At 42.7% G+C, this 20,000-nt stretch carries 14 protein-coding genes and 1 pseudogene; 4 read left to right on the plus strand and 11 right to left on the minus strand.

Going from position 1 to position 20,000, the window contains the following annotated elements:
* Positions 1 to 122: 122 nt before the first annotated feature.
* From menE to AACQ81_RS10245, 8 genes are all read right to left on the minus strand, one after another.
* On the minus strand, positions 123 to 1,523 hold the full coding sequence (gene menE / locus AACQ81_RS10210) for an o-succinylbenzoate--CoA ligase (RefSeq protein WP_237387208.1): 1,401 nt from the start codon (positions 1,521 to 1,523) through the stop codon (positions 123 to 125).
* Entirely contained in the window at positions 1,514 to 2,509 is a 996-nt protein-coding gene (gene menC, locus AACQ81_RS10215) for an o-succinylbenzoate synthase (RefSeq protein ID WP_237387209.1), read from the minus strand. Before menC ends, menE begins: the two co-directional genes overlap by 10 nt.
* A gap of 6 nt (positions 2,510 to 2,515) precedes the next feature.
* Positions 2,516 to 3,373 carry a 1,4-dihydroxy-2-naphthoyl-CoA synthase gene (gene menB / locus AACQ81_RS10220; RefSeq protein WP_237387210.1) on the minus strand — a complete coding sequence of 286 codons (858 nt, stop codon included), beginning with the start codon at positions 3,371 to 3,373 and terminating at the stop codon, positions 2,516 to 2,518.
* A gap of 12 nt (positions 3,374 to 3,385) precedes the next feature.
* Entirely contained in the window at positions 3,386 to 4,156 is a 771-nt protein-coding gene (gene menH, locus AACQ81_RS10225) for a 2-succinyl-6-hydroxy-2,4-cyclohexadiene-1-carboxylate synthase (protein WP_237387211.1), read from the minus strand.
* Positions 4,153 to 5,844, minus strand: a complete 1,692-nt coding sequence (menD, locus tag AACQ81_RS10230) for a 2-succinyl-5-enolpyruvyl-6-hydroxy-3-cyclohexene-1-carboxylic-acid synthase (RefSeq protein WP_237387212.1) — start codon at positions 5,842 to 5,844, stop codon at positions 4,153 to 4,155. The genes menH and menD overlap by 4 nt, the downstream gene beginning before the upstream one ends.
* A 270-nt stretch (positions 5,845 to 6,114) precedes the next feature.
* Entirely contained in the window at positions 6,115 to 6,996 is an 882-nt protein-coding gene (locus AACQ81_RS10235; protein WP_237387213.1) for a fimbrial protein, read from the minus strand.
* A 12-nt stretch (positions 6,997 to 7,008) separates the two neighbouring features.
* Positions 7,009 to 9,552 (minus strand): fimbria/pilus outer membrane usher protein, encoded by a 2,544-nt coding sequence (locus AACQ81_RS10240; protein ID WP_237387214.1) that lies wholly within the window; start codon positions 9,550 to 9,552, stop codon positions 7,009 to 7,011.
* A 67-nt stretch (positions 9,553 to 9,619) separates the two neighbouring features.
* Entirely contained in the window at positions 9,620 to 10,306 is a 687-nt protein-coding gene (locus AACQ81_RS10245) for a fimbrial biogenesis chaperone (protein WP_272903065.1), read from the minus strand.
* Between the two features lie 150 nt (positions 10,307 to 10,456).
* Here AACQ81_RS10245 and AACQ81_RS10250 point away from each other — a divergent pair, with 150 nt between their 5' ends.
* Positions 10,457 to 10,609, plus strand: a complete 153-nt coding sequence (locus AACQ81_RS10250) for a hypothetical protein (RefSeq protein WP_237387216.1) — start codon at positions 10,457 to 10,459, stop codon at positions 10,607 to 10,609.
* 34 nt (positions 10,610 to 10,643) lie between these two features.
* Here AACQ81_RS10250 and AACQ81_RS10255 read toward each other — a convergent pair whose 3' ends face one another.
* From AACQ81_RS10255 to AACQ81_RS10265, 3 genes are all read right to left on the minus strand, one after another.
* A complete protein-coding gene (locus AACQ81_RS10255; RefSeq protein ID WP_237387217.1) occupies positions 10,644 to 11,174 on the minus strand; it encodes a fimbrial protein in 531 nt (176 codons plus the stop codon).
* Positions 11,175 to 11,977: 803 nt separating this feature from the next.
* Entirely contained in the window at positions 11,978 to 13,333 is a 1,356-nt protein-coding gene (locus tag AACQ81_RS10260) for an isochorismate synthase (RefSeq protein WP_237387218.1), read from the minus strand.
* Between the two features lie 151 nt (positions 13,334 to 13,484).
* Complete coding sequence (locus AACQ81_RS10265) at positions 13,485 to 13,613, minus strand: hypothetical protein (protein ID WP_272903029.1); 129 nt, start codon at positions 13,611 to 13,613, stop codon at positions 13,485 to 13,487.
* Between the two features lie 648 nt (positions 13,614 to 14,261).
* On the opposite strand from AACQ81_RS10265, the gene pgaA reads away from it, so the two are divergent.
* The 3 genes and pseudogenes from pgaA to pgaC form a co-directional block, all read left to right on the plus strand.
* The gene (pgaA, locus tag AACQ81_RS10270; protein WP_237387219.1) at positions 14,262 to 16,766 is read left to right on the plus strand and encodes a poly-beta-1,6 N-acetyl-D-glucosamine export porin PgaA; all 2,505 of its coding nucleotides are present in this window, start codon (positions 14,262 to 14,264) and stop codon (positions 16,764 to 16,766) included.
* 40 nt (positions 16,767 to 16,806) lie between these two features.
* Positions 16,807 to 18,813: a poly-beta-1,6-N-acetyl-D-glucosamine N-deacetylase PgaB gene (gene pgaB, locus AACQ81_RS10275; protein WP_443089549.1), complete on the plus strand. Its 2,007-nt coding sequence runs from the start codon at positions 16,807 to 16,809 to the stop codon at positions 18,811 to 18,813.
* Positions 18,806 to 19,873: pseudogene (pgaC, locus tag AACQ81_RS10280) on the plus strand (poly-beta-1,6-N-acetyl-D-glucosamine synthase); the annotation flags it as partial. The gene pgaB and the pseudogene pgaC, both read left to right, overlap by 8 nt.
* Positions 19,874 to 20,000: the final 127 nt, after the last annotated feature.

Here is a 20,000-nt window from a genome sequence, read left to right on the forward strand (position 1 = left end):
TGAGACATTTTACTAGAATCCACGTCACGACATAGATAGCAGAAGCAATGTAACATCTAGATTTATCAAGATATGTAAATAACATAACTATTAATAGGCCGTACTATTCATTAGTATACTATTTATGATTGAGCTACCCTTTCCATCACCCACTGTTTAACCTGTTGTCGTGAGATTTTTACTCCACCATCTTTCAATGATGCAGGTAATAGATAGCAAGCTACAGGACGCTGGAAAGCGGCGAGTTTATCCGAGAGCCAATCAATAAGTATCTCTGTCAGTAGAGGATATTGTGTATCGATTACGGCCACTGGCCGATGACCAAATTCAATATCAGGTATGGGAACGACAACACTTTGTTCTATTTGCGGATGTTGGTTAATGATTCGTTCGATATCTTCCGGCTGAATACCTTCACCACCACTGAAAAACTGATTATCAAGGCGGCCTAAAATCCGTAATTCCCCGTATTCGAACACACCCCGATCACGTGTCGAAAACCATCCTCCATCATCCGTAAGAGGTTTTAATTCTCCGTCAAACCAATAGCCACTGGCGATACTGTCAGCTCGGATCTGAATTTCTTCATTCACTAAACGAATGGATTTTCCGGGAAGTGAATGACCCACACCCGGTAATCCATCAGCCCTTTTTGCGCAAACAGTTGATGCTATTTCTGTCAGCCCATAGCCACACCAACAACCAATTCCCGACTGTTCTGCCTGTTGAGTCAATTCCGTTGGGATCATAGCACCACCCAGTAACACCTCTTTTAACATCAATTGAGGTTCCTGCGGCTGACTCAGTAAACGCCAAAGCTGAGTAGGAACAAGCGATGCATGGGTGCAACCAGATAGTGCTTGATTCAATGGATGTAAATTCCGCAATACCAATTTTGCACCTGTTTGCAACCAGCGCCAGAGAATGCCCTGACCGGAAACATGAAACAACGGTAATGAAAGAAGCCAACTATCATTTGGCTGAAAATCCATGCAAGACAAAATACCTTGCGCACTAACAAGATGTGCCCCGATGGAATGCACCGCAGCCTTAGGTAATCCAGATGAACCAGAGGTCAAGATCATGCTGGCAGGACGTTGACATTTCCACAGTGCCATGTGTTGTTCAGATGTTTCTGGCAATATTTGTTGCCAGTTTAGTTCTCTGACCTGAATGGCTGGTGAAGGTGAATCAGTAAAATCCACACCATAATCCAGATTAAGATGAGGTAATAGTTTCGCCAATAATGGTTCAGGTAATTGGGGATTCAGGGGCAAGACTCTTGCACCACATTGCAGCGCTGCCAGATAACACAGCAGAAATTCAGCGCTATTCTTGCCTCTGAGAACGATACCACTACCCTCAGAAAGTCCCTGTTGATGAAACCTGGCAGCAATGGCGCTGACTTTTTGCGTTAATTGCTGCCAGCTTAGCGGCTCATCATATAACTGAACGGCCTGCTTTTGAGGATAGACCGTCGCCCAATGCTGCCACGGCCATTGTATCCACTCAGTTACTGGCATTCATGGCTCCATACCGTTACCAGCTGATCTAACGTAATACACGGAATGTCACTGTCAGGCCAGCGACGGATAAGCTGGGACTGGATAAGATCCAGTGTATCCAAACCTGGCAGAGAGCCGGGTATCAACCAATGAGCCAAACGAGCCAATTGCGTCAATCCAAAGCTGGATTCAATGCTAGAGCTAATAATTGCTTCCAGCCCTAACTGATGCGCCTCTGTGATTAATTGACGGCAACGGGCAATACTGCCTACCAATGTCGGCTTAATGATAATGGCAGAAACTCCCTCTTGTGCTTCCACAGTAAAACCCGCTTCACGCACACTTTCATCCCATGCAATGGAAATACCTGTTTCACGGGCAAATGCCAGCGATTCTTCACGGGTTTTACAAGGTTCTTCGACAAAAGCAATTCTCTGACGATAATCTGGATTGACGTATTTAGCGAAACCATCTGCTTTTATACGTGTCCAGCTGCGGTTAGCATCTAATCTTAGCCGGAGATCGGGAACAGCTTCCAACATAACATTTACCACCATGCCATCCCGAACAGCTTCGTATAATCCAACTTTGACTTTTGCGATTTTCTGGCCTGCCATATTTCCCAAACACAGAATCACATCATCAGGATCACCGGTGCATAGCGGTGCTTTACGATAATTGGCTTCTTCAGGCAGTTCTTCCTGCAATTCAGCCAATGCACAACTGAGTCCAAAAGCAACGGAAGGCAATTTACTGTCTTTTGATTGGTTATTCAGCCCGACTTTGTTCTGGCACCATTGTTGCAGCCATTCCACTGTCGCTGTTTTCGCCTGTTCAAGCGTTTCATGGCTAAATTCCGGCAATGGGGAAATTTCGCCCCAGCCATCCTGCCCATTTTCCTGCAAATGTACCAGAAAACCATCACGGGTTTTCAGGCGTTGGTAACGGAGAATAACGCCTGCCTCCATTGGCAGGCTGAATTGATATAAGGTCGCTTTACGCATTACGGATTACGGATTACGCTTGAATTTACTGAAATCAGGGTGACGTTTTTCATTGAACGCATTGCGCCCTTCTTGCCCTTCTTCCGTCATATAAAACAACATGGTGGCATTCCCCGCCAACTCCTGCAAACCCGCCTGACCATCACAATCTGCATTCAATGCGGCTTTCAGGCAACGCAACGCCATTGGGCTGTTTTCCAGCATTTCGCGGCACCAGCGCACAGTCTCTTTTTCCAGTTCGGCGTAAGGCACAACATGGTTGATCAACCCCATATTCAGAGCTTCTTCGGCGTTATACTGGCGACAAAGAAACCAAATTTCACGGGCTTTTTTCTGTCCTACTATCCGCGCCATATAAGATGCGCCCCAGCCACCGTCAAAGGAGCCAACTTTAGGGCCTGTCTGACCGAAAATAGCATTATCCGCTGCAATGGTCAGATCACACATCAGATGCAACACATGCCCACCACCAATGGCATACCCTGCAACCATAGCAACAACAGGTTTCGGACAAGTGCGGATCTGGCGTTGAAAATCCAGGACATTCAGGTGATGCATTCCACTATCATCTTTATAGCCACCGTAGTCACCACGGATTTTTTGATCTCCCCCGGCACAAAATGCCTTTTCTCCCATACCCGTCAGAATAATTGTGCCAATTTCCTCATCATAACGTGCATCTGCCAATGCCTGAATCATCTCTTTGACAGTCAGAGGACGAAACGCATTGCGTACCTGAGGACGATTAATCGTAATTTTAGCAATACCATCTGCGGACTTATGGTAGAGAATATCTTCAAACCCTTGAGAACAATTTTGCCATTCAATGGGGGAGTACAATTTTTCTTCGCTTGGATAACGCATTACTGAATTTCCTTAACCAAAAAGTGATAAGAAATGGTTCACTGCCGCAGAAAAAGCCGCAGGATTACCATAATGAGCATTGTGTCCAACCTGAGGGATGGTTTCTAATGGCAGAGAATATTGCTCTGCTATCTTCTGGAATTTACTATCATTTTCACCACATAGGCAGGAGAAAGGTGTGGTTATTTTTTGTAACTCAGGAACCAACCACGGTTGATGACCTAAAGAGGTACTTTCCAGCATGTCAGCAACACGATCTCCTCTGTTCTGGCTGCGGAGATGAATAAGTTTCCCACACTGTACCGACGTCAGATCGGCAAATATTGGCTGCTGATACCAATCAGCTAAAACCACATTCATTGACTCTTGTCGAAAACGCTGTGCCCAGTGCGAATCATGTTGCAATCTCACAGCTCGTTCATGCCGGGAAAACAGCCCCGGATTCCCTCCTTCCACCAGCAATCCCCGTAATCCATCATGTTTGCCGTGAATTGCATGATACATGGCAATTCGTCCTCCTAATGAGTACCCGATCAGCCAATAATCATCGATCTGTCGCTCAGATAGCGTTGCATTCAGTAACTCACTCACCTCAGCGAAACCACCTTGCACCGTAATATCAACAGAATTTCCATGACCGGGCAGATCAATAATCAATGAGGCATATTGATCGCAGGCATTGACTACAGGAAGCCAATCGTCACCTTTCCCTAAGAAACCATGCAACCAAACCAACCACGTACCCCGATTATGAGAATGAAATGTCTGGCAATTCAGTATCACAACTTAGCCACCTGTTTCAGTAACTCTTGCAGACATGTCGCCCCTTCGCTGTCAGCAACCTTTAATTCAATTAATGTTGTCACTTTATGTTCCCACACTTGTCTGACGTATTGTTTTAATTCTGTCCAATTTGCGGGAGCAGCATAATTCAGACCAAACATAGCGGCAGCGTGATCAAAATTGACATCTTGTGGCATACAGTAGAAACGTTGACGCTCTTCTTGTGGTGTCGGTAACAATGAAAAAATCTGGCCGCCATTATTATTGACAACAATTAACAGCAACGGTGTGGAAAGATTACGTAACAAAGCCAGGCTGTTCAGATCATAGAGAGCTGAAATGTCACCGATAATCGCCAATGTCGGCTTATTGGCTGCTCGCTGCACACCCGCTGCGGTTGCGATCAATCCGTCAATGCCACTGGCACCACGGTTACTGTAAACCGGATAACCGACGGGAAGCTGCCCTAAGGCATCAACCAAGCGCACAATCAAGCTGTTACCGATAAACAACTGCCCTTGTTCTGGCAATAACTGGTGCAATTGATGTGCTACTGCTGCTTCACTGAATTTTCCGGCTAATTTTGTTTGAGTGCACTCGAAAGCTTTTTTTGACCATATTTCCAGTTCATCTGCCCAAGAGAATCGGGAATATGAAACATGGGTAGGATGGGCAGGATGCTCACGTAACCAATCCGCCACACGGCAAGTAAATTTGCGTCCTTGATGATTTGCGGGATCAAGCCTGCCAGAGATCGGATCAACAATCCAATACTGTTCTGGCTGACATTTTTCCTGCCATTGCAACAGCCGTTTTCCTGTCAGGCTGGCCCCAAACTGGATCACCAATTGTCCTTGCGACAAAATATCCTGAGTACGGGAATGATTCAGCCATAAATCAGCATGTGGCAAAGGCTGTCCGGTTTGAGATAACACGTCACCGATCAACGGCCAGCCCATTTCTTTTGCCCATCGGGCAACGAGTTCTCCCTCTTCAGCGTCCATTCTCCCTGCCAGAACAATGCCTCGTTTTTGCCGCCAGAATTCCCAATCCTCAACCTTGGTCATAGTACGGATTTCAGGCTGACTCAACCACGGCTCACTTCCCTGCCACCATTCCCCCAATGTTTGCTGCCAATCCTGATGCGCCGTCATATCATTGCCATATAAAGGCTCAGCAAACGGACAATTAATATGCAGCGATCCTTGTTTCAGGTTTGACATCCCATTATCAAGAGAAGAAACCAGCCAACTGGCAGGAATATCTGTGGTTGGGCGTGGCAATGCCAAAGTCTGGGAAGGATGGGAAGCAAAAATACCTATCTGGCGAATAGCCTGATTTGCGCCACAATCAATTAGTTCTGGTGGTCTGTCGGCAGTGAGAAAGACCAGCTTTTCCCCTGTCAATCCTGCTTCAATCAAAGAAGGGTACAAATTGGCGACTGCCGTTCCTGATGTCACAATAACTGCCACAGGCTTTCTGCTCACTTTTGCCAGCCCTAAAGCCAAATGCCCCAAACCCCGTTCATCAAAATGAGTATGGCAAATAAGTTTTTGGTTTTCTGCGGCAGCCAATATCAAGGGGGTTGAACGGGAACCAGGGGCAATACAAACATGACGCAATCCGTGGCGGGTCAGTGCTTCCAATAAGAGTTCCGCCCAACGGCGGTTCAGTGCGCAGTTTGACATATGATGCTCAAAGAAACTTATAAAAAAATGGTGCTCAAAGAATAAGAAGTATTATATAAGGCATTACTTGCCATAGTACTTGTAAAAGCAATTTCCTTATCTTACTTCAAGGAATTACCATTTAATTGGCAATACTTCCACTATAAATGGGGATTATAAATCCAATCAGCAATAAAGCGGGTAATTTTAGACATCAAAAAGTGAACTTGCATGACAGAAAAGTATAACCAGCCAAAAATGGGTTATGGCTGGTCAGAGGGTTGAAAATATTTAAGGATAGACAATATCCAGCGTTGCAGTGGCATTAGCTGCGCCAGCGGTAACACGGTTTTCGGTCTGAATATAACGCGCTATGAAAGGGACAGAATACATTCCATCCGCTCCAGTTTCGGGTATCATTGGCGAGTTAAATATAATCGGTTTGCCTTTGTACAACACTTGAAGAGCAATTCCTTTAGCCGAATCGTTGTCCCGGGTAATCTCCAATATATTTTCGGCACTGCCTGTCCCCAACGAACCCAACACTAGTTTAATCGGTGTATCAGTATTGCATGCCAAACCAACATCGAAATGTTGTTCTCCCGCAGTACTATTGATACCTGAAAACTGTGCGCTTCCTATCCTGCCCATAGGAACAAGAATGCTCTTTTCTTTTAACACACAACTGGGCGTAATAAAGTGTATTTCATTGAGGGAAAAAGAATATATGACCGTTCCAGCCAAACGCGCGGTCAGTACACCAGAATTTATAGCACCAGAGCCGGTGCTAGCTTCTGTTTTCACAAACTCAATCTTAGTTTCATCTCCCTGATCATTAACCCGAATCCCTATACCCGCTATCCCTGAATCATGAATACTTTTATTGCCATTCATCATAAGGGGATATCCCGTAAACTCCCACTTGATCTTTTCCGACCTATCGCAATGAAATCTATTTAAATCAATATGTTTTACGGGATAACTATCAATGACAGCACCAATACCCATCCCTTGATTTAGAACAACTTGCCCCAGATTGATGGAAAAATTCTGTGCAACATATTTAGACTCAAAATGACAGGGATCTGTACGGCTATATGCGTTGGTAAACAACCCAGTCAACATAAAGCTGATAGCCAGTAATAAACTGAATTTATTATGGGAAATAAGCATATGTGCATGATCCTATTCGCAATTCATATCTAAGGTATATACACCAGATGGTGGTTTTTTTTCCGACAGGAAATAATTGACCATGCAGGTTTTAATCTCTGGAGTTCCCCATTTGACCTGTAACCTGCCACTATCCGGCATCGCAGTGAGGTAGACCTGCCCTTCACGACTCACAATCGAATCGTGGGTTTCATCAAGCTCATTTGATTTCTCCGGCGTGACTTTAGCGCCAAAAGGAACTGGCTTGCCCCGATAAGACAAATACATCAATATCCTATTTCCCATTCGGGTCTGAAAATTGGCCAGAACAAGAGCACCTTTTGTTGGCACGACTGATTGCGTATTCACATCAATATCAACATCATCCGAAAAAGATTCTGGTTCCAGCGCCACCCGATTTTTACGATAACTGGCAACATACGGTACAACCGCATAACCATTCCAATCCGTAGCAACCGCCGTGTTATTGGCGATCTTGATGCCGTTTGCCTCCTTTGCCCGCACCAATACAGCCGTTTCACCCAATTCTTGGGATAAAGTCAGGCCATATGGATGGATAACAATTCCTCCATTAATACCGTAATTTAACTGCCTGCTATGATTCTGCTGACTATGATATTGATAGTTATAGCCAGCATTAATTCGACCAGAAGCTCCCTTATATTCTCCCTGGATACTTCCACTCCCACCCTCTCCTTTATTGGCATAGCTCTGATGTAAACTGTAGAACAGATTATTATCCTCAAGGGCAGTTCCACTCAAACCGATCAGTTGGGATGCCTTATTATTCTTGTTGAAATTGACGTTATAATTCACCCAACTATGCTTGAGCCAGTGATCAAGGGGAAGGTGGATATTGAATGTCCATATTTGTTCATTTGCAGCAGAATCAGGGCGAAGATTGTAGGAATAATTCAGCCCATAACTGATCCCTTGGCGGCTCATGTTGTAACCTACATTAAGTGAACGCTCATGGTCATCTCTACTCCAATAATCTTCCTGCAATCCCATCACATATATCCGGCCCAAATCCCCCAATGATTGGTTAACTTGCAGCTGTAATTTGCTTTTCCTATTATTTAGATACCCAAAAGAGTGAGCAACATTCTCAATACGATTGGAGTTGCTGAAATCATAAAACCCTTCAGTTGAATAACGATAACTCGCCAGCGTCAAATGTGTTCCTGTCAATGAAAAATCTTTTTCATACCGTAAACGATAAGCCTGCCCAGTAGATTTTTTATTTGATGGTAATTCAGTATTAGCATGAGCAGCATCGACAGAAATGGAACCAAAATTGCCCAAATCCACACCAGAACCTAACAAAACAGATTGATAATCAGAGGATAGAATTGTACCACCATAGATAGTGAGCCTATTGTGCAGACCATAAGTCAGTGTTCCCTGAGAAAAATAAGGTTTACGCTTATTGCTGCTGATAGAACGATAACGCCCCATCACCAATGAATATCTGATATTGCCTTCCCGCAACATCGTCGGCATGGCAGCAATTGCCTGAGTAAAACGACGTTCCCGGCCATCCGCTTCTTTAATGATAATATCCAGATCACCACTGGATGCCGTTGGATGAAGATCATTAATTTCAAATGCACCAGGCGCAACATAAGTTTGGTAAATAACATAACCATTCTGTCTGATTGTCACTTGTGCATTACTCTGAGCAATACCACGCACAACGGGCGCAAAACCTTTTTGGCTATCCGGCAACATATTTTCATCAGACATGAGCTGAATTCCACGAAATTCAATTCCGTCGAACAAATTGCTGGAAGTGAAACTATCACCAATAATCAATTGCCCTTTAAGGGAATGAATATCTCGCTGCAAATATGTACTGATACTTTTCCAATGCTGATTTTGATTTGAATAACTGAAATTATTACGCAAACGCCAGGCATGCCAATTAATCCCGGATCTAAAATTCAGGTAATTACTCTGTGTAGAATGATGATGTGGCTTCCAAGTTGTGGCACCATTGTAATTATAATTAATCAGCAATGAAGTTAACCCCTGATCCCACGATTCAGAAGAAACATAGTCTTTGGCATGATAATCCAAAGCTGCTTGAGGAATACTGATATTTAATCGTTGCCGATTAAAATCAAAACCTATACTGGCAAACGGAATATATTTACCAATATCGGTGATCACCGTTTCTGGCGCTAAACTTGCCAATTCAGGAAATGAACCCATTTTTACGCCCATATCCTGCCATTTTTTAACCGTCATTTTTGGCTTTAATTTATTTTCATCTAAAATAAACTCAATATTCTCTTCATTTATTTTCTTTTTATTTAAATAAATATCTACCCAGTAAGTACCGGGTGGTTGAAAGCCATCCTGAAAAATAGAAAGATCGATATCATCAGTAAAATCACCGTCAATTTTCAGAGCATGAATATTAAATTTATTCTCTGCATTCACGGTTGAATAATAAAAAAAATTCCCTGCCATGATTAATGAAGAAAGTAAAAATCTATAATTATTGCCACAATATGATTGTTTAGCAAGATCAGGCCTGATTTGTTTTGACATATTTGATTTTCTAACAATATGGTGAAGTGGCTTTATCGGAGATAATGTAAATTCCGTTGAATATCAACTAAATATCTGCAAACTCTGGCTTTGTTACGCCACCATAATCATTGATAACTTTCCAGCTCACTTTTCTGGCATTTTTTAATGGTAAAGGCCAACTCAATTGTCCAAAAGGTTTAATCATGCCTGCATGTTTAATATCATACTTATCGGCATTAAGGGATGAAAAAGAAATAAAATAAGGGGTTGGATTTTCGGCTATTAACTGTCCATTTTCTTGCTTGAACTTCATTTGCTTATAAGCAACGGTTGCCTTTTCTTTCAGTTGTACAGGCCGATAAAACAGCTTTATGCGTGAATTAACTACAATTTGCAACTGGTTCATGGTTGTATCTGACGTTGATGTATCAGGGATCGATTTAATATTAACCCAAAATACTGATTCTCTATCCATCGGCAATTCATTGCCAACTTTGACAATACGTAAAATATTTTCATTACTACTCGGCAATTTAAATAAAGGCGGTGTTACGATAAACGGCGATTTTGTTTTATCATTTTCATCTTGAATCCAGCTTTGGATCAGATAAACAGCCTCTTTTTCTGGATTGTTAATGGAGATAGAAACTTCTTTTTTATCACTTAAATAAACAACTCTGGTGCCACCAACAACGACACCAGCTACAGCGAGGCTGCCACTAAAGAAATATAAAAAAACAACAAAAAACACACGATAATACGACACTGTCATTTCTCCGCCAATCATGATTATTTATATTCAATTAAATAACCTAAGCGTCCTTGCCAGGTTTTATACTCTTCATCTTTCAATCTATACCTGTCGTCTTTCAAGTTGCAGCTTTGTTGGCTGCGCTCACTCACCCCGGCCACATAGTTATCTATGCTCCAGGGGATTAATGAAAGGCTCCTGCCTTTCACCGATGGCCAGCCTTTGGCTGGGCAAATTCGTTCCCGACGAATTTGTCATTCCCTTGCCGTTGCGCTGCATCTTGAAATCCAATGGGTATACAGTTTTTACTATACTGCAACTTAAAATATATTAGTGTGGTATAAAAAATGTCGGAATGTTAATTATAAACTACGGTAAAATTAGTGACTGCATTAGCAGCGCCGGGACTCACCTTATCTTTTGTGGCAACATACTTAGCAACAAATCTTAATTCTTGATCAGCACTTCCATTAAATGAGCTATATTCAGAAGCCCCTGCTACCGGAATACGGGTATTAGTATCTGCTTCATAAATACCAATAGCAACGCCAGCAGCGGAATTATTATCTTTAGACAGCGACAAGAGATCTCTATTATAGCTATCACCAGGTCCGTCAAATTTGATAGAAATACTTTTTTCTTTCATCTCTGTCGGACAATCAATCAATTTGATATGAAATTTTGTTGGTGCAGCCGTATCATTTACATGCTTAAATGCATCTGCACTAATAACTCCCATATTAACAATTTGATCAACAGAGTCGCTATGAACCTTACAAGCATTCTGTATTACTTCTCCCGTAAATTTAACCACCCCATCCCCAGCATTTGCTGTTGCAGCAAATAAAGAAGATATAAATAAAGAAGGAATAAACAGCTTAGATTTCATTAAATTAAACCCCATTAGTCAATATACAAAAATATTCCTTCGGCTGAATTACAGACGATAAGGAAATAAGTTCACTTGTTTGATAGACCGTTTCAGCACTACACTCGCGCATCTACAGTGGTTGTCTTTTCATCTAAATAAAGCAAGCTTACGTCCCCGCTATGTGGCCTATAGTGGGGTCGGTCGCAAATTTCAGATAAGACAAAATAATAATAGCGACCATCTCATATAAATCAATATAATGATCCAATTAATTTATATATTTAGAATTTTATTCTGCAATATTCCTATATGTTTACTAAATGACATTATGTATAGGTGAAATCAATAGACATCGTGCTAAAAATTAAGAAATTATAAAAATAATATATAATTAGCAAACTAATGATTATTATCATTCCATAAATATTGACTATGATTTTCTTTAACGTGAGTGATAATTTATTATTTTTATATTATCAATGTGATGCAAATCTATTTTATATCCATTTATCATTTTAATTCAATTAGATATAATTAAATGAAGTAATTCTGTAAGAATAATTTAACAGCTCTCTAGATTAAAAATCTATCAATTAGTCTTTTGATGAGAATAAAATATACAAGTTTATATTATCCATTATAAATTAAATTTATAGTGATAATAACCATAGATAAATAATTTATGCTGATTTTATACCTGATGAATTTCAAGATGCAGTACAGTGACAAAGGAGCTAATCCCCGGAAACATAGCAAACTATGTGACTAGGGTAAGTGAGCGTAACCAACAAAACGACAACTTTAAAACGAAGAGAGATGATTCATTCACCAACTCTACTAACCAGTAATGTACGCAATCCCGCAACCTTATTTTCTATTTCAATCCATTCTTGTTCTGGATCTGAACCCGCAACAATTCCTGCTCCTGCATACAACGACAGCAAATTGTCATGAATATGTGCGCAACGCAACGAAACTGCAAACTCACTTTGCTTCAAACATAAGTAACCCGCAGATCCAGCATACCAATCACGATTGAAAGGTTCATTTTCTGCCAAAAATTGTCGTGCCGCCTCACGAGGTAAACCCGCAACCGCAGCCGTTGGCTGTAAACGACGCAAACAATCACTATCACATACCTGATTCAATACCCCGCTAATATGCCTGCGCAAATGCTGAACTTTTCTCAAACGAATCACATCAGGTAAAGCAATATCCACCGAAGTCACCCCACCTTGCAAACGCTGACAAATATCATCGACAACAATCAGGTTTTCATGCTGATTTTTTTTATCTCCCAACAGCCATTGCGCCAATTCAGTCGCTTTCTGATCATCTTCAGAATTTGCAACTGTGCCAGCCAATGCTTCAGTATAAAATTGCAATTGATTTCGGTAATAAAGCCGCTCTGGTGTCGAAGCAAGAAACGCATGGTTAGGATTAAACACAAGCATAAAGTGATAACAGCGGTGGTTTACTCCACGGCTGACTGCCATGAACTGCGCTGCCCGCAAAGGAGAGTTGAGCGTTAGTTCCGTTTTTCGCGCGATGACAACCTTTTCCATTTTATTTTGAGTAATCGCATCCAACGCCTGTCTAAGCAAAATATTCCATTGCCCATATTCAGGCATATGCTTTGCCTCTAACACGGCTGTCTGTAACGGGTAAAAAGGCTGATGAGGGAGAAGCTGACGAAGAAACTGACAGGCATTTTCAATATCCGATTTTCCGTCAATATTGATATATAAACGATTTTCACTCTGATGATGGCGCAATTCTAATCTCGGCAGAAATAGATAACTTTCTTTGTCAGCGGTGTCTTCCTGTTTATCCTGCTCTGAGTTTTTATCATAAAAATAGTGAAAATCTACTTTATCCCACGCATTCAACCCCCACAGGCGTATTTGTGGGAATTGACTATGCCTCTGTAGAAACGTCTCAGCTTCGGCAATATTGCTAAATTGACGGATTTGCCCACAAGCGACAACCTCTTCATGACCATCTCTATGCAGCCAGTAAAATTGTGGGTAATGGGGCTGGACAGATAACCATTCCAGCCAATGGATACCATCGCCAGTTGGTAATACGAAAGAGAACGATTGGATGCCAAGTTCGCTAACATTTTCGGTACTAAGAAATTCGCATACATCAGCGATGATATTGGCAATTTGATTCACATCTTTCCCCATTAACAATGTGATAAAAAACTGAATTATACGAATGCCAAAAAATTATGAAAGTACTTATCATTTATAAGGTTTATGTTAGCCCTCAATACTCCCGCAAGCTGCAACTTGAAAGACGGCGGGATCACTCATTAAACAGCGTCTATACCCATTGGATTTCAAGATGCAGCGCGACGGCAAGGGAATGACAAATTCGTCGGGAACGAATTTGCCCAGCCAAAGGCTGGCCTCCGGTGAAAGGCAGGAGCCTTTCATTAATCCCCTGGAGCATAGATAACTATGTGACCGGGGTGAGTGAGCGCAGCCAACAAAGCGGCAACTTGAAAGACGACAGGTATATAAATACAGAATGTAATTTCACAATACAGTAATCACATGACGAATGAACCAGATTTAAAAATCAAAGCAAAACAAATAAATTTAATATTATTAATTTGTTTTAAATGGAAACTTCATCAAAAAGCAATATTCACTGGAGATAATAAAAACCAGATAAGGGCATGGATAAGCAGATTAATAAAAACGCTTAATTAAGATTGCTATATAATGACAATAAAAAATATTCACACTTAGCCTGGGTGTTTTTATTGAAATCAGGTAAATTGTTGTTATTTATTTTTTCGATATTTCATAATTTACAATTAATAAAATATAACCGCATGATTTAAAGCAATTATTTTCAGTTAATTATGTCAATGTAATTCATTGAAATTATCACCAATAAATATAGTGATATACATTAACCAAATATGTCTCGTTATTTTCCGAAAATTCCCCATTGATATAAATTCACACAGTACGTATTATTCTGCCTCTTCTAAAATTAATAAATTAAAATTTTTCTTAATCTAAATTAAATATCGCTCCGTCTGGCTTTACTGCTTTTAAAACCAATAAGCAGTATAAAAAAGGGGGTACCGTGCCATATCTTTATTTCAGGCCGATAGACTATCACAGATATCGGTATAAACTGTTATCGTTATTTATATCACTAGGTTGTTTAATAACAACAGAAGTCGCACAAGCAGATTATGATGCATTAATTCAACAAGCCAGAAGTGGTAATACTGATCCCATGCTTGAATATATTCGTCAGGAAGAAAAACAGTACTATCTTTCTTCTTCACAAATTGCCGATTGGTTGCAAGTGGCGGGCTGGGCTGGACATAACGATGAAATCATTTCCCTTTGGCAACGTTATCGTACAATGGCTATCCCAGCCAGAGGGATCACAGCGGTTGCACGAGCTTATCGCAATAAGCGCCAATGGCCACAAGCAATTCAACTGTGGCGGACAGCCCTATCTTTCGAAAAACAAAACAGCGACATAAAAGCCGGCCTTATCATGACGCTGGCTGATGCCAAACAAGATAAAGAAGCCCGCTGCCTGGCGAAAAATTTACTGACACATCATCCCAACGCCACCAATTACCGTTTGATGGCTTATGTTGATCAAGCTGCCGGGCGCACGTGGGATGCCATGCAAATACTTTCTGCTGCCTATGAACGGTTTCCCAACAATACAGAAGTAATTCAAGCTTATCTGTTCAGCCTGAAAAATAATCGGGTCAGTGAGCCGGCATGGAACTTGGGGCAACAATACGCTGCACAATTAACCGACAACCTACTGCTGACAAAAGAACAATTACGCAGGTTAGAGACCGATGCCGCAGCAGAATTGGTCCGATTATCAATAATCCCCAATCGCAGTGAAAAAGAGCGGTTTGATATCGCAGACAGAGCACTTGCACGTTACGAAAATATGCTCACCCAATGGCGATCTTTGCCTGATGCCCGACAAGATTATCAGCGAGGGCGTGTAGATCGCCTTGGTGCCCTTCTTGCGCGCCATCGAATGCAGGACATAATCAATGAATATCAATCCTTGCAAACAGAAGGAGTAAATATACCGGAATATGCCCAGAAATGGGTGGCTTCAGCCTATCTGAACCTACGGCAACCCAATAAGGCAAGGGATATTTTGCGCTCTTTGAACTATCCCTATGGGCATAACCCATCGCCCGCTAAAACACCTTTACCTCATATTACGCCAGAAGATGATAGCGTCCTTTTCTATGCTGATGTGGAAAGCGAGCACCTGAATGAAGCCCGACAACTTGCCGCCGATATCAAGCAACGAAATGCTTATGTGGTTAATGTGTTTGGTTCCCCTATTCCTGTCCCTAATGATGACTGGCTACAAGGGCAACAATTTTTAGCTGAATCTGCACAATTGCATGAAGATCTTCCTGATGCCGAAAAGCGGTTTACTCACTTAGCCCGTACAGCTCCCGGTAATCAAAAATTACGCATTGATCTGGCCTCAATCTGGTTAAATCGCGGCTGGCCACATCGTGCGGAAAATGAGCTAAAACAAATTGAAGGACTCGATCCGCGCAATTTGTCACTGGAAATTCAACAGGGTTATACCGCCTTTGCTCTGCAAGAATGGCATCAAATGGATTTACTGGCCGATGATGTTATTACCCGCGTACCGGAAAATATGCCTGCTAAACGATTTAACCGCCTGCGCAATGTTCATCATATGTCAGAACTGCGCATCAGGGTCAGTCAGGGTATTCATTCCGGTAGCCCGAACAGCGGTAAACACAGCTCAGATATTGAGACTGTGCTTTATAGTCCGCCTATTGATGATAATTGGCGTCTCTTTGCCGGGGGTGCTTATAACCGTGGGCAATTCTCAGAAGGCAGGGGAATAAACCGCGATATGCGTAGTGGCATGGAGTGGCGTTCACGGGATTTTTGGTTAGAAGGAGAAGTATCCGCCCGTAACTATGGTAATGGTAATAAAATAGGCTTACGCATTACAGGATGGCATGACTTTAATGACCAATGGCGTTTGGGCGGCTCAGCTGAGCGCCTTGCCCGTAATACTCCCCTGCGCGCATTGAGTAATAATATCCACGCTGATGGTGGTCAAATTTACACTCGCTGGAGACACAGTGAACGCAGCCAGTGGACAGCTCGTTTTGCCTCTTCATTCTTCTCAGATGGCAATCATCGGTTTGAATATGGCATCAATGGCCAGCAACGCTTATATACCGCGCCTTACTTTAAGCTTGATACGGCGTTGGAACTGAGCACCTCTCAGAATAGCCGTCATCAAAATACACCTTATTTCAATCCTAAAAGTGATTTTACGCTTCTGTCCGCACTGGCAGCCGATCATATCATGTACCGACACTATCAAACCGTCTGGAGCCAGCAATTTGTGGCGGGAGTTGGGCAATACCGGCAGCAAGGCTATGGTAGTGGCTTGATCACATTGGTGGAATATGGTCAGCGCATTAAGTGGAATGACGTCATTGACGCAGGAGTGAGATTTACTCTGGATAAACGTCCTTATGACGGTAAACGAGAAAGTAATCTGCAAGCTGCTTTTGATTTAATCTATCGGTTCTAAAGGATCCTTTATGATAAACAATATCTTTCGCCATTGGTTAATGATATCAGCACTGCTGATTAGCCTGCTTATTCCCCAACTGCACATCATGGCATACGCAGAAAAACCGGAGTTCGTTCCACCAGCGCAACGCCCCCTTGCCATGAATGAACGCCCCTGGCCACAAAATGGTTATGTGGTTCTGGCGTATCATGATGTAGAAGATGACGGCGCTGATCAGCGTTTTATGTCAGTCCGTACCAGCGCTTTGAACGATCAATTTGCCTGGTTGCGTGAAAATGGCTATCAACCGGTTAGCGTTGATCAAATCCTTACTGCTCATCAAGGCGGAACTCCCTTGCCTCCCAAGGCAGTATTGCTGACATTCGATGATGGTTACAGCAGTTTTTACCATCGGGTCTTTCCTTTACTGAAAGCCTATAGTTGGCCGGCTGTTTTGGCTCCTGTCGGAGTTTGGGTTGATGCTCCAGCCGGAAAACCTGTCAATTTTGGTGGTTTGATGGTGCCACGGGAGCGTTTCACCACATGGGAACAGGTTACTGAGATGTCCCACTCTGGTTTAGTGGAAATAGGTTCCCATACTTATCAGCATCATTATGGTGCCATCGGTAATCCACAAGGAAATACAGAGCCTGCCGCCGCCATTCGCATTTACGATCCGAAAACAGGTCAGTATGAAAGTGATAAGGCGTTTCGCCAACGAATGGAAAAAGATATTGCCACTATCACTCAACGGATCATCTCCGCCACGGGTAGGCAGCCCCGGGTCTGGGTCTGGCCTTATGGCATGGATAACGGTATTACTCTGGATATAGCCAAACGTTATGGCTACAAGATGGCACTGACACTGGATAATGGATTAGCAAATGTTAACAATCTTGATAACGTTCCACGCATATTGCTTACCAATAATCCCTCACTGAAAGAATTCGCCGGACAGGTAATTCAAGTTCAGAATAAACACATCTTACGGATTGCCCATATTGATCTGGACTATGTTTACGATCCTGATCCCGGTCAGCAAGCCAGTAACCTCGACGAACTCGTACAGCGCATTGCCGATCTCCGCGTCAATACTGTTTTTCTGCAAACCTTCTCTGACCCCAAAGGTGATGGCAATGTACGGGAACTCTACTTCCCTAATCGCTGGTTACCGATGCGGGCTGATTTATTTAACCGAGTCTCTTGGCAACTGCAAAGTCGGTTGAATATTGATGTTTACGCTTGGATGCCAGTTTTGGCATTTGAACTGAATCCAGCATTTCCACGGGTAATGAGTTATGACGAAAATAGCAATAAGCTGTTTGTGAATCCAACACAATATCGACGCTTATCTCCCTATAACCCGGAAAATCGCCAACGTATCAAAGAGATTTATCAGGATCTGGCGGCTCACTCTATTTTTAAGGGCATCCTGTATCACGATGATGCCGTTATGTCGGACTTTGAAGATGCAGGTCCCGATGCCATTAAAGTCTATCAGGCCGCAGGCCTGCCTGCCTCTATTGCCGATATCCGTCAAAATCCCGAGTTATTTTCCCGTTGGACTCGTTTCAAAAGCAAATATTTAATTGATTTTATTAATGAATTAACTCAAGAGGTTAAATCTATACGGGGCTATCAAATCAAAACCGCACGCAATATTTTTGCCATGCCGATTTTAGAACCAGACAGCGAAGAATGGTTTGCCCAAAATCTGGATGATTTTCTTGCCAACTACGATTGGGTTGCCCCGATGGCAATGCCCTTGATGGAAAATGTGCCGTTATCAAAAAGCAATCAGTGGCTATCCCGTTTAGTCAAAATCATTGCGCAACGACCACAGGCATTGGACAAAACTGTTTTTGAACTCCAGGCCGTAGATTGGCACAAGCCAGAGGATAAAAGGGCAATTCCCGGACGCCAATTAGCAGAATGGATGCGTCAATTGCAGCTAAGCGGCGCTCAGAGTTTTGGTTATTACCCTGATGATTTTCTCAATAATCAACCAGAAATGAATGAGATCCGTCCCGTTCTTTCTCCAGAATGGTATCCACTTAATGATTGATCGTATTCTTGCTTTTATAGTGCTCTGCCTTGTATTGGGTATTCCCCTTGGCATCGCCATCGCTTTTACCGGCAAGGTCATGATGAATTTTGTCTTTTTCTGGCCGCTGTTCATGTCTGCTATTTGGATTTCAGGCGGGATCTATTTTTGGTTCTATCGGGAAAGGCACTGGAAGCTCATCGATTCAGAAGTTCCCCGCCTTCAAGGTGACCCTTTGATTTCAATTTTAATTCCTTGCTATAACGAAGGATTAAATGTTCGCGAGACATTACAGGCAGCCTTAAACCAGCATTATACCAATATTGAAGTCATCGCCATCAATGATGGCTCAACCGATAGTACCGCTGATGAACTCAATGCCATGGCTCAGCAGCACAAGGCGTTGAGAGTCATTCACTTGAAGCAGAATCAGGGAAAAGCCACCGCACTTCAGGCTGGTGCTGCCGCTGCCAACAGTGATTATCTGGTCTGCATTGATGGCGATGCTTTGCTGGATCGGGATGCCGCAGTCTGGTTGGTCAAGCCCATGATCGACCATCCCCGTGTGGGCGCAGTCACAGGTAATCCCCGCGTCCGAACACGATCGACTTTAATTGGACGCGTTCAGGTCGGAGAATTTTCCTCCATCATCGGTCTTATAAAACGTACCCAGCGGGTCTATGGCCAAGTATTTACCGTTTCTGGTGTCGTTGCCGCCTTTAACCGCAGAGCGCTTGCTCACGTCGGTTACTGGAGCAACGATATGATCACAGAAGATATTGATATTAGCTGGAAGCTTCAATTACATCATTGGTCTATTTTCTTCGAACCCCGCGCTATATGCTGGATCTTAATGCCTGAAACCCTGCGGGGCTTATGGAAGCAGCGGTTACGTTGGGCACAGGGCGGAGCTGAAGTGTTTCTGAAAAATCTGCGTCAACTGTGGTCATGGGAATATCGCCGTATGTGGGTATTATTCGCAGAATTCTGCTGCGCCGTTATCTGGTCATTTACCTTTGCCCTTTCCATCATTTTATTTCTCCTCGGAATGGTTATCACATTACCGGAAAACATCCGCATCTATACCAATCGCCATTGAAGATGCTTGATTTCTTATCCAAACCCGATCATGCTTGCAGCCATGAAAATTCATCTGACACCAGAACAAAAACGCGCCCTCGAATTGATGCACGATACGACTCGTGATA

The sequence above is a fragment of the Xenorhabdus sp. Sc-CR9 genome, from assembly GCF_963897815.1.
GTDB lineage: Bacteria > Pseudomonadota > Gammaproteobacteria > Enterobacterales > Enterobacteriaceae > Xenorhabdus.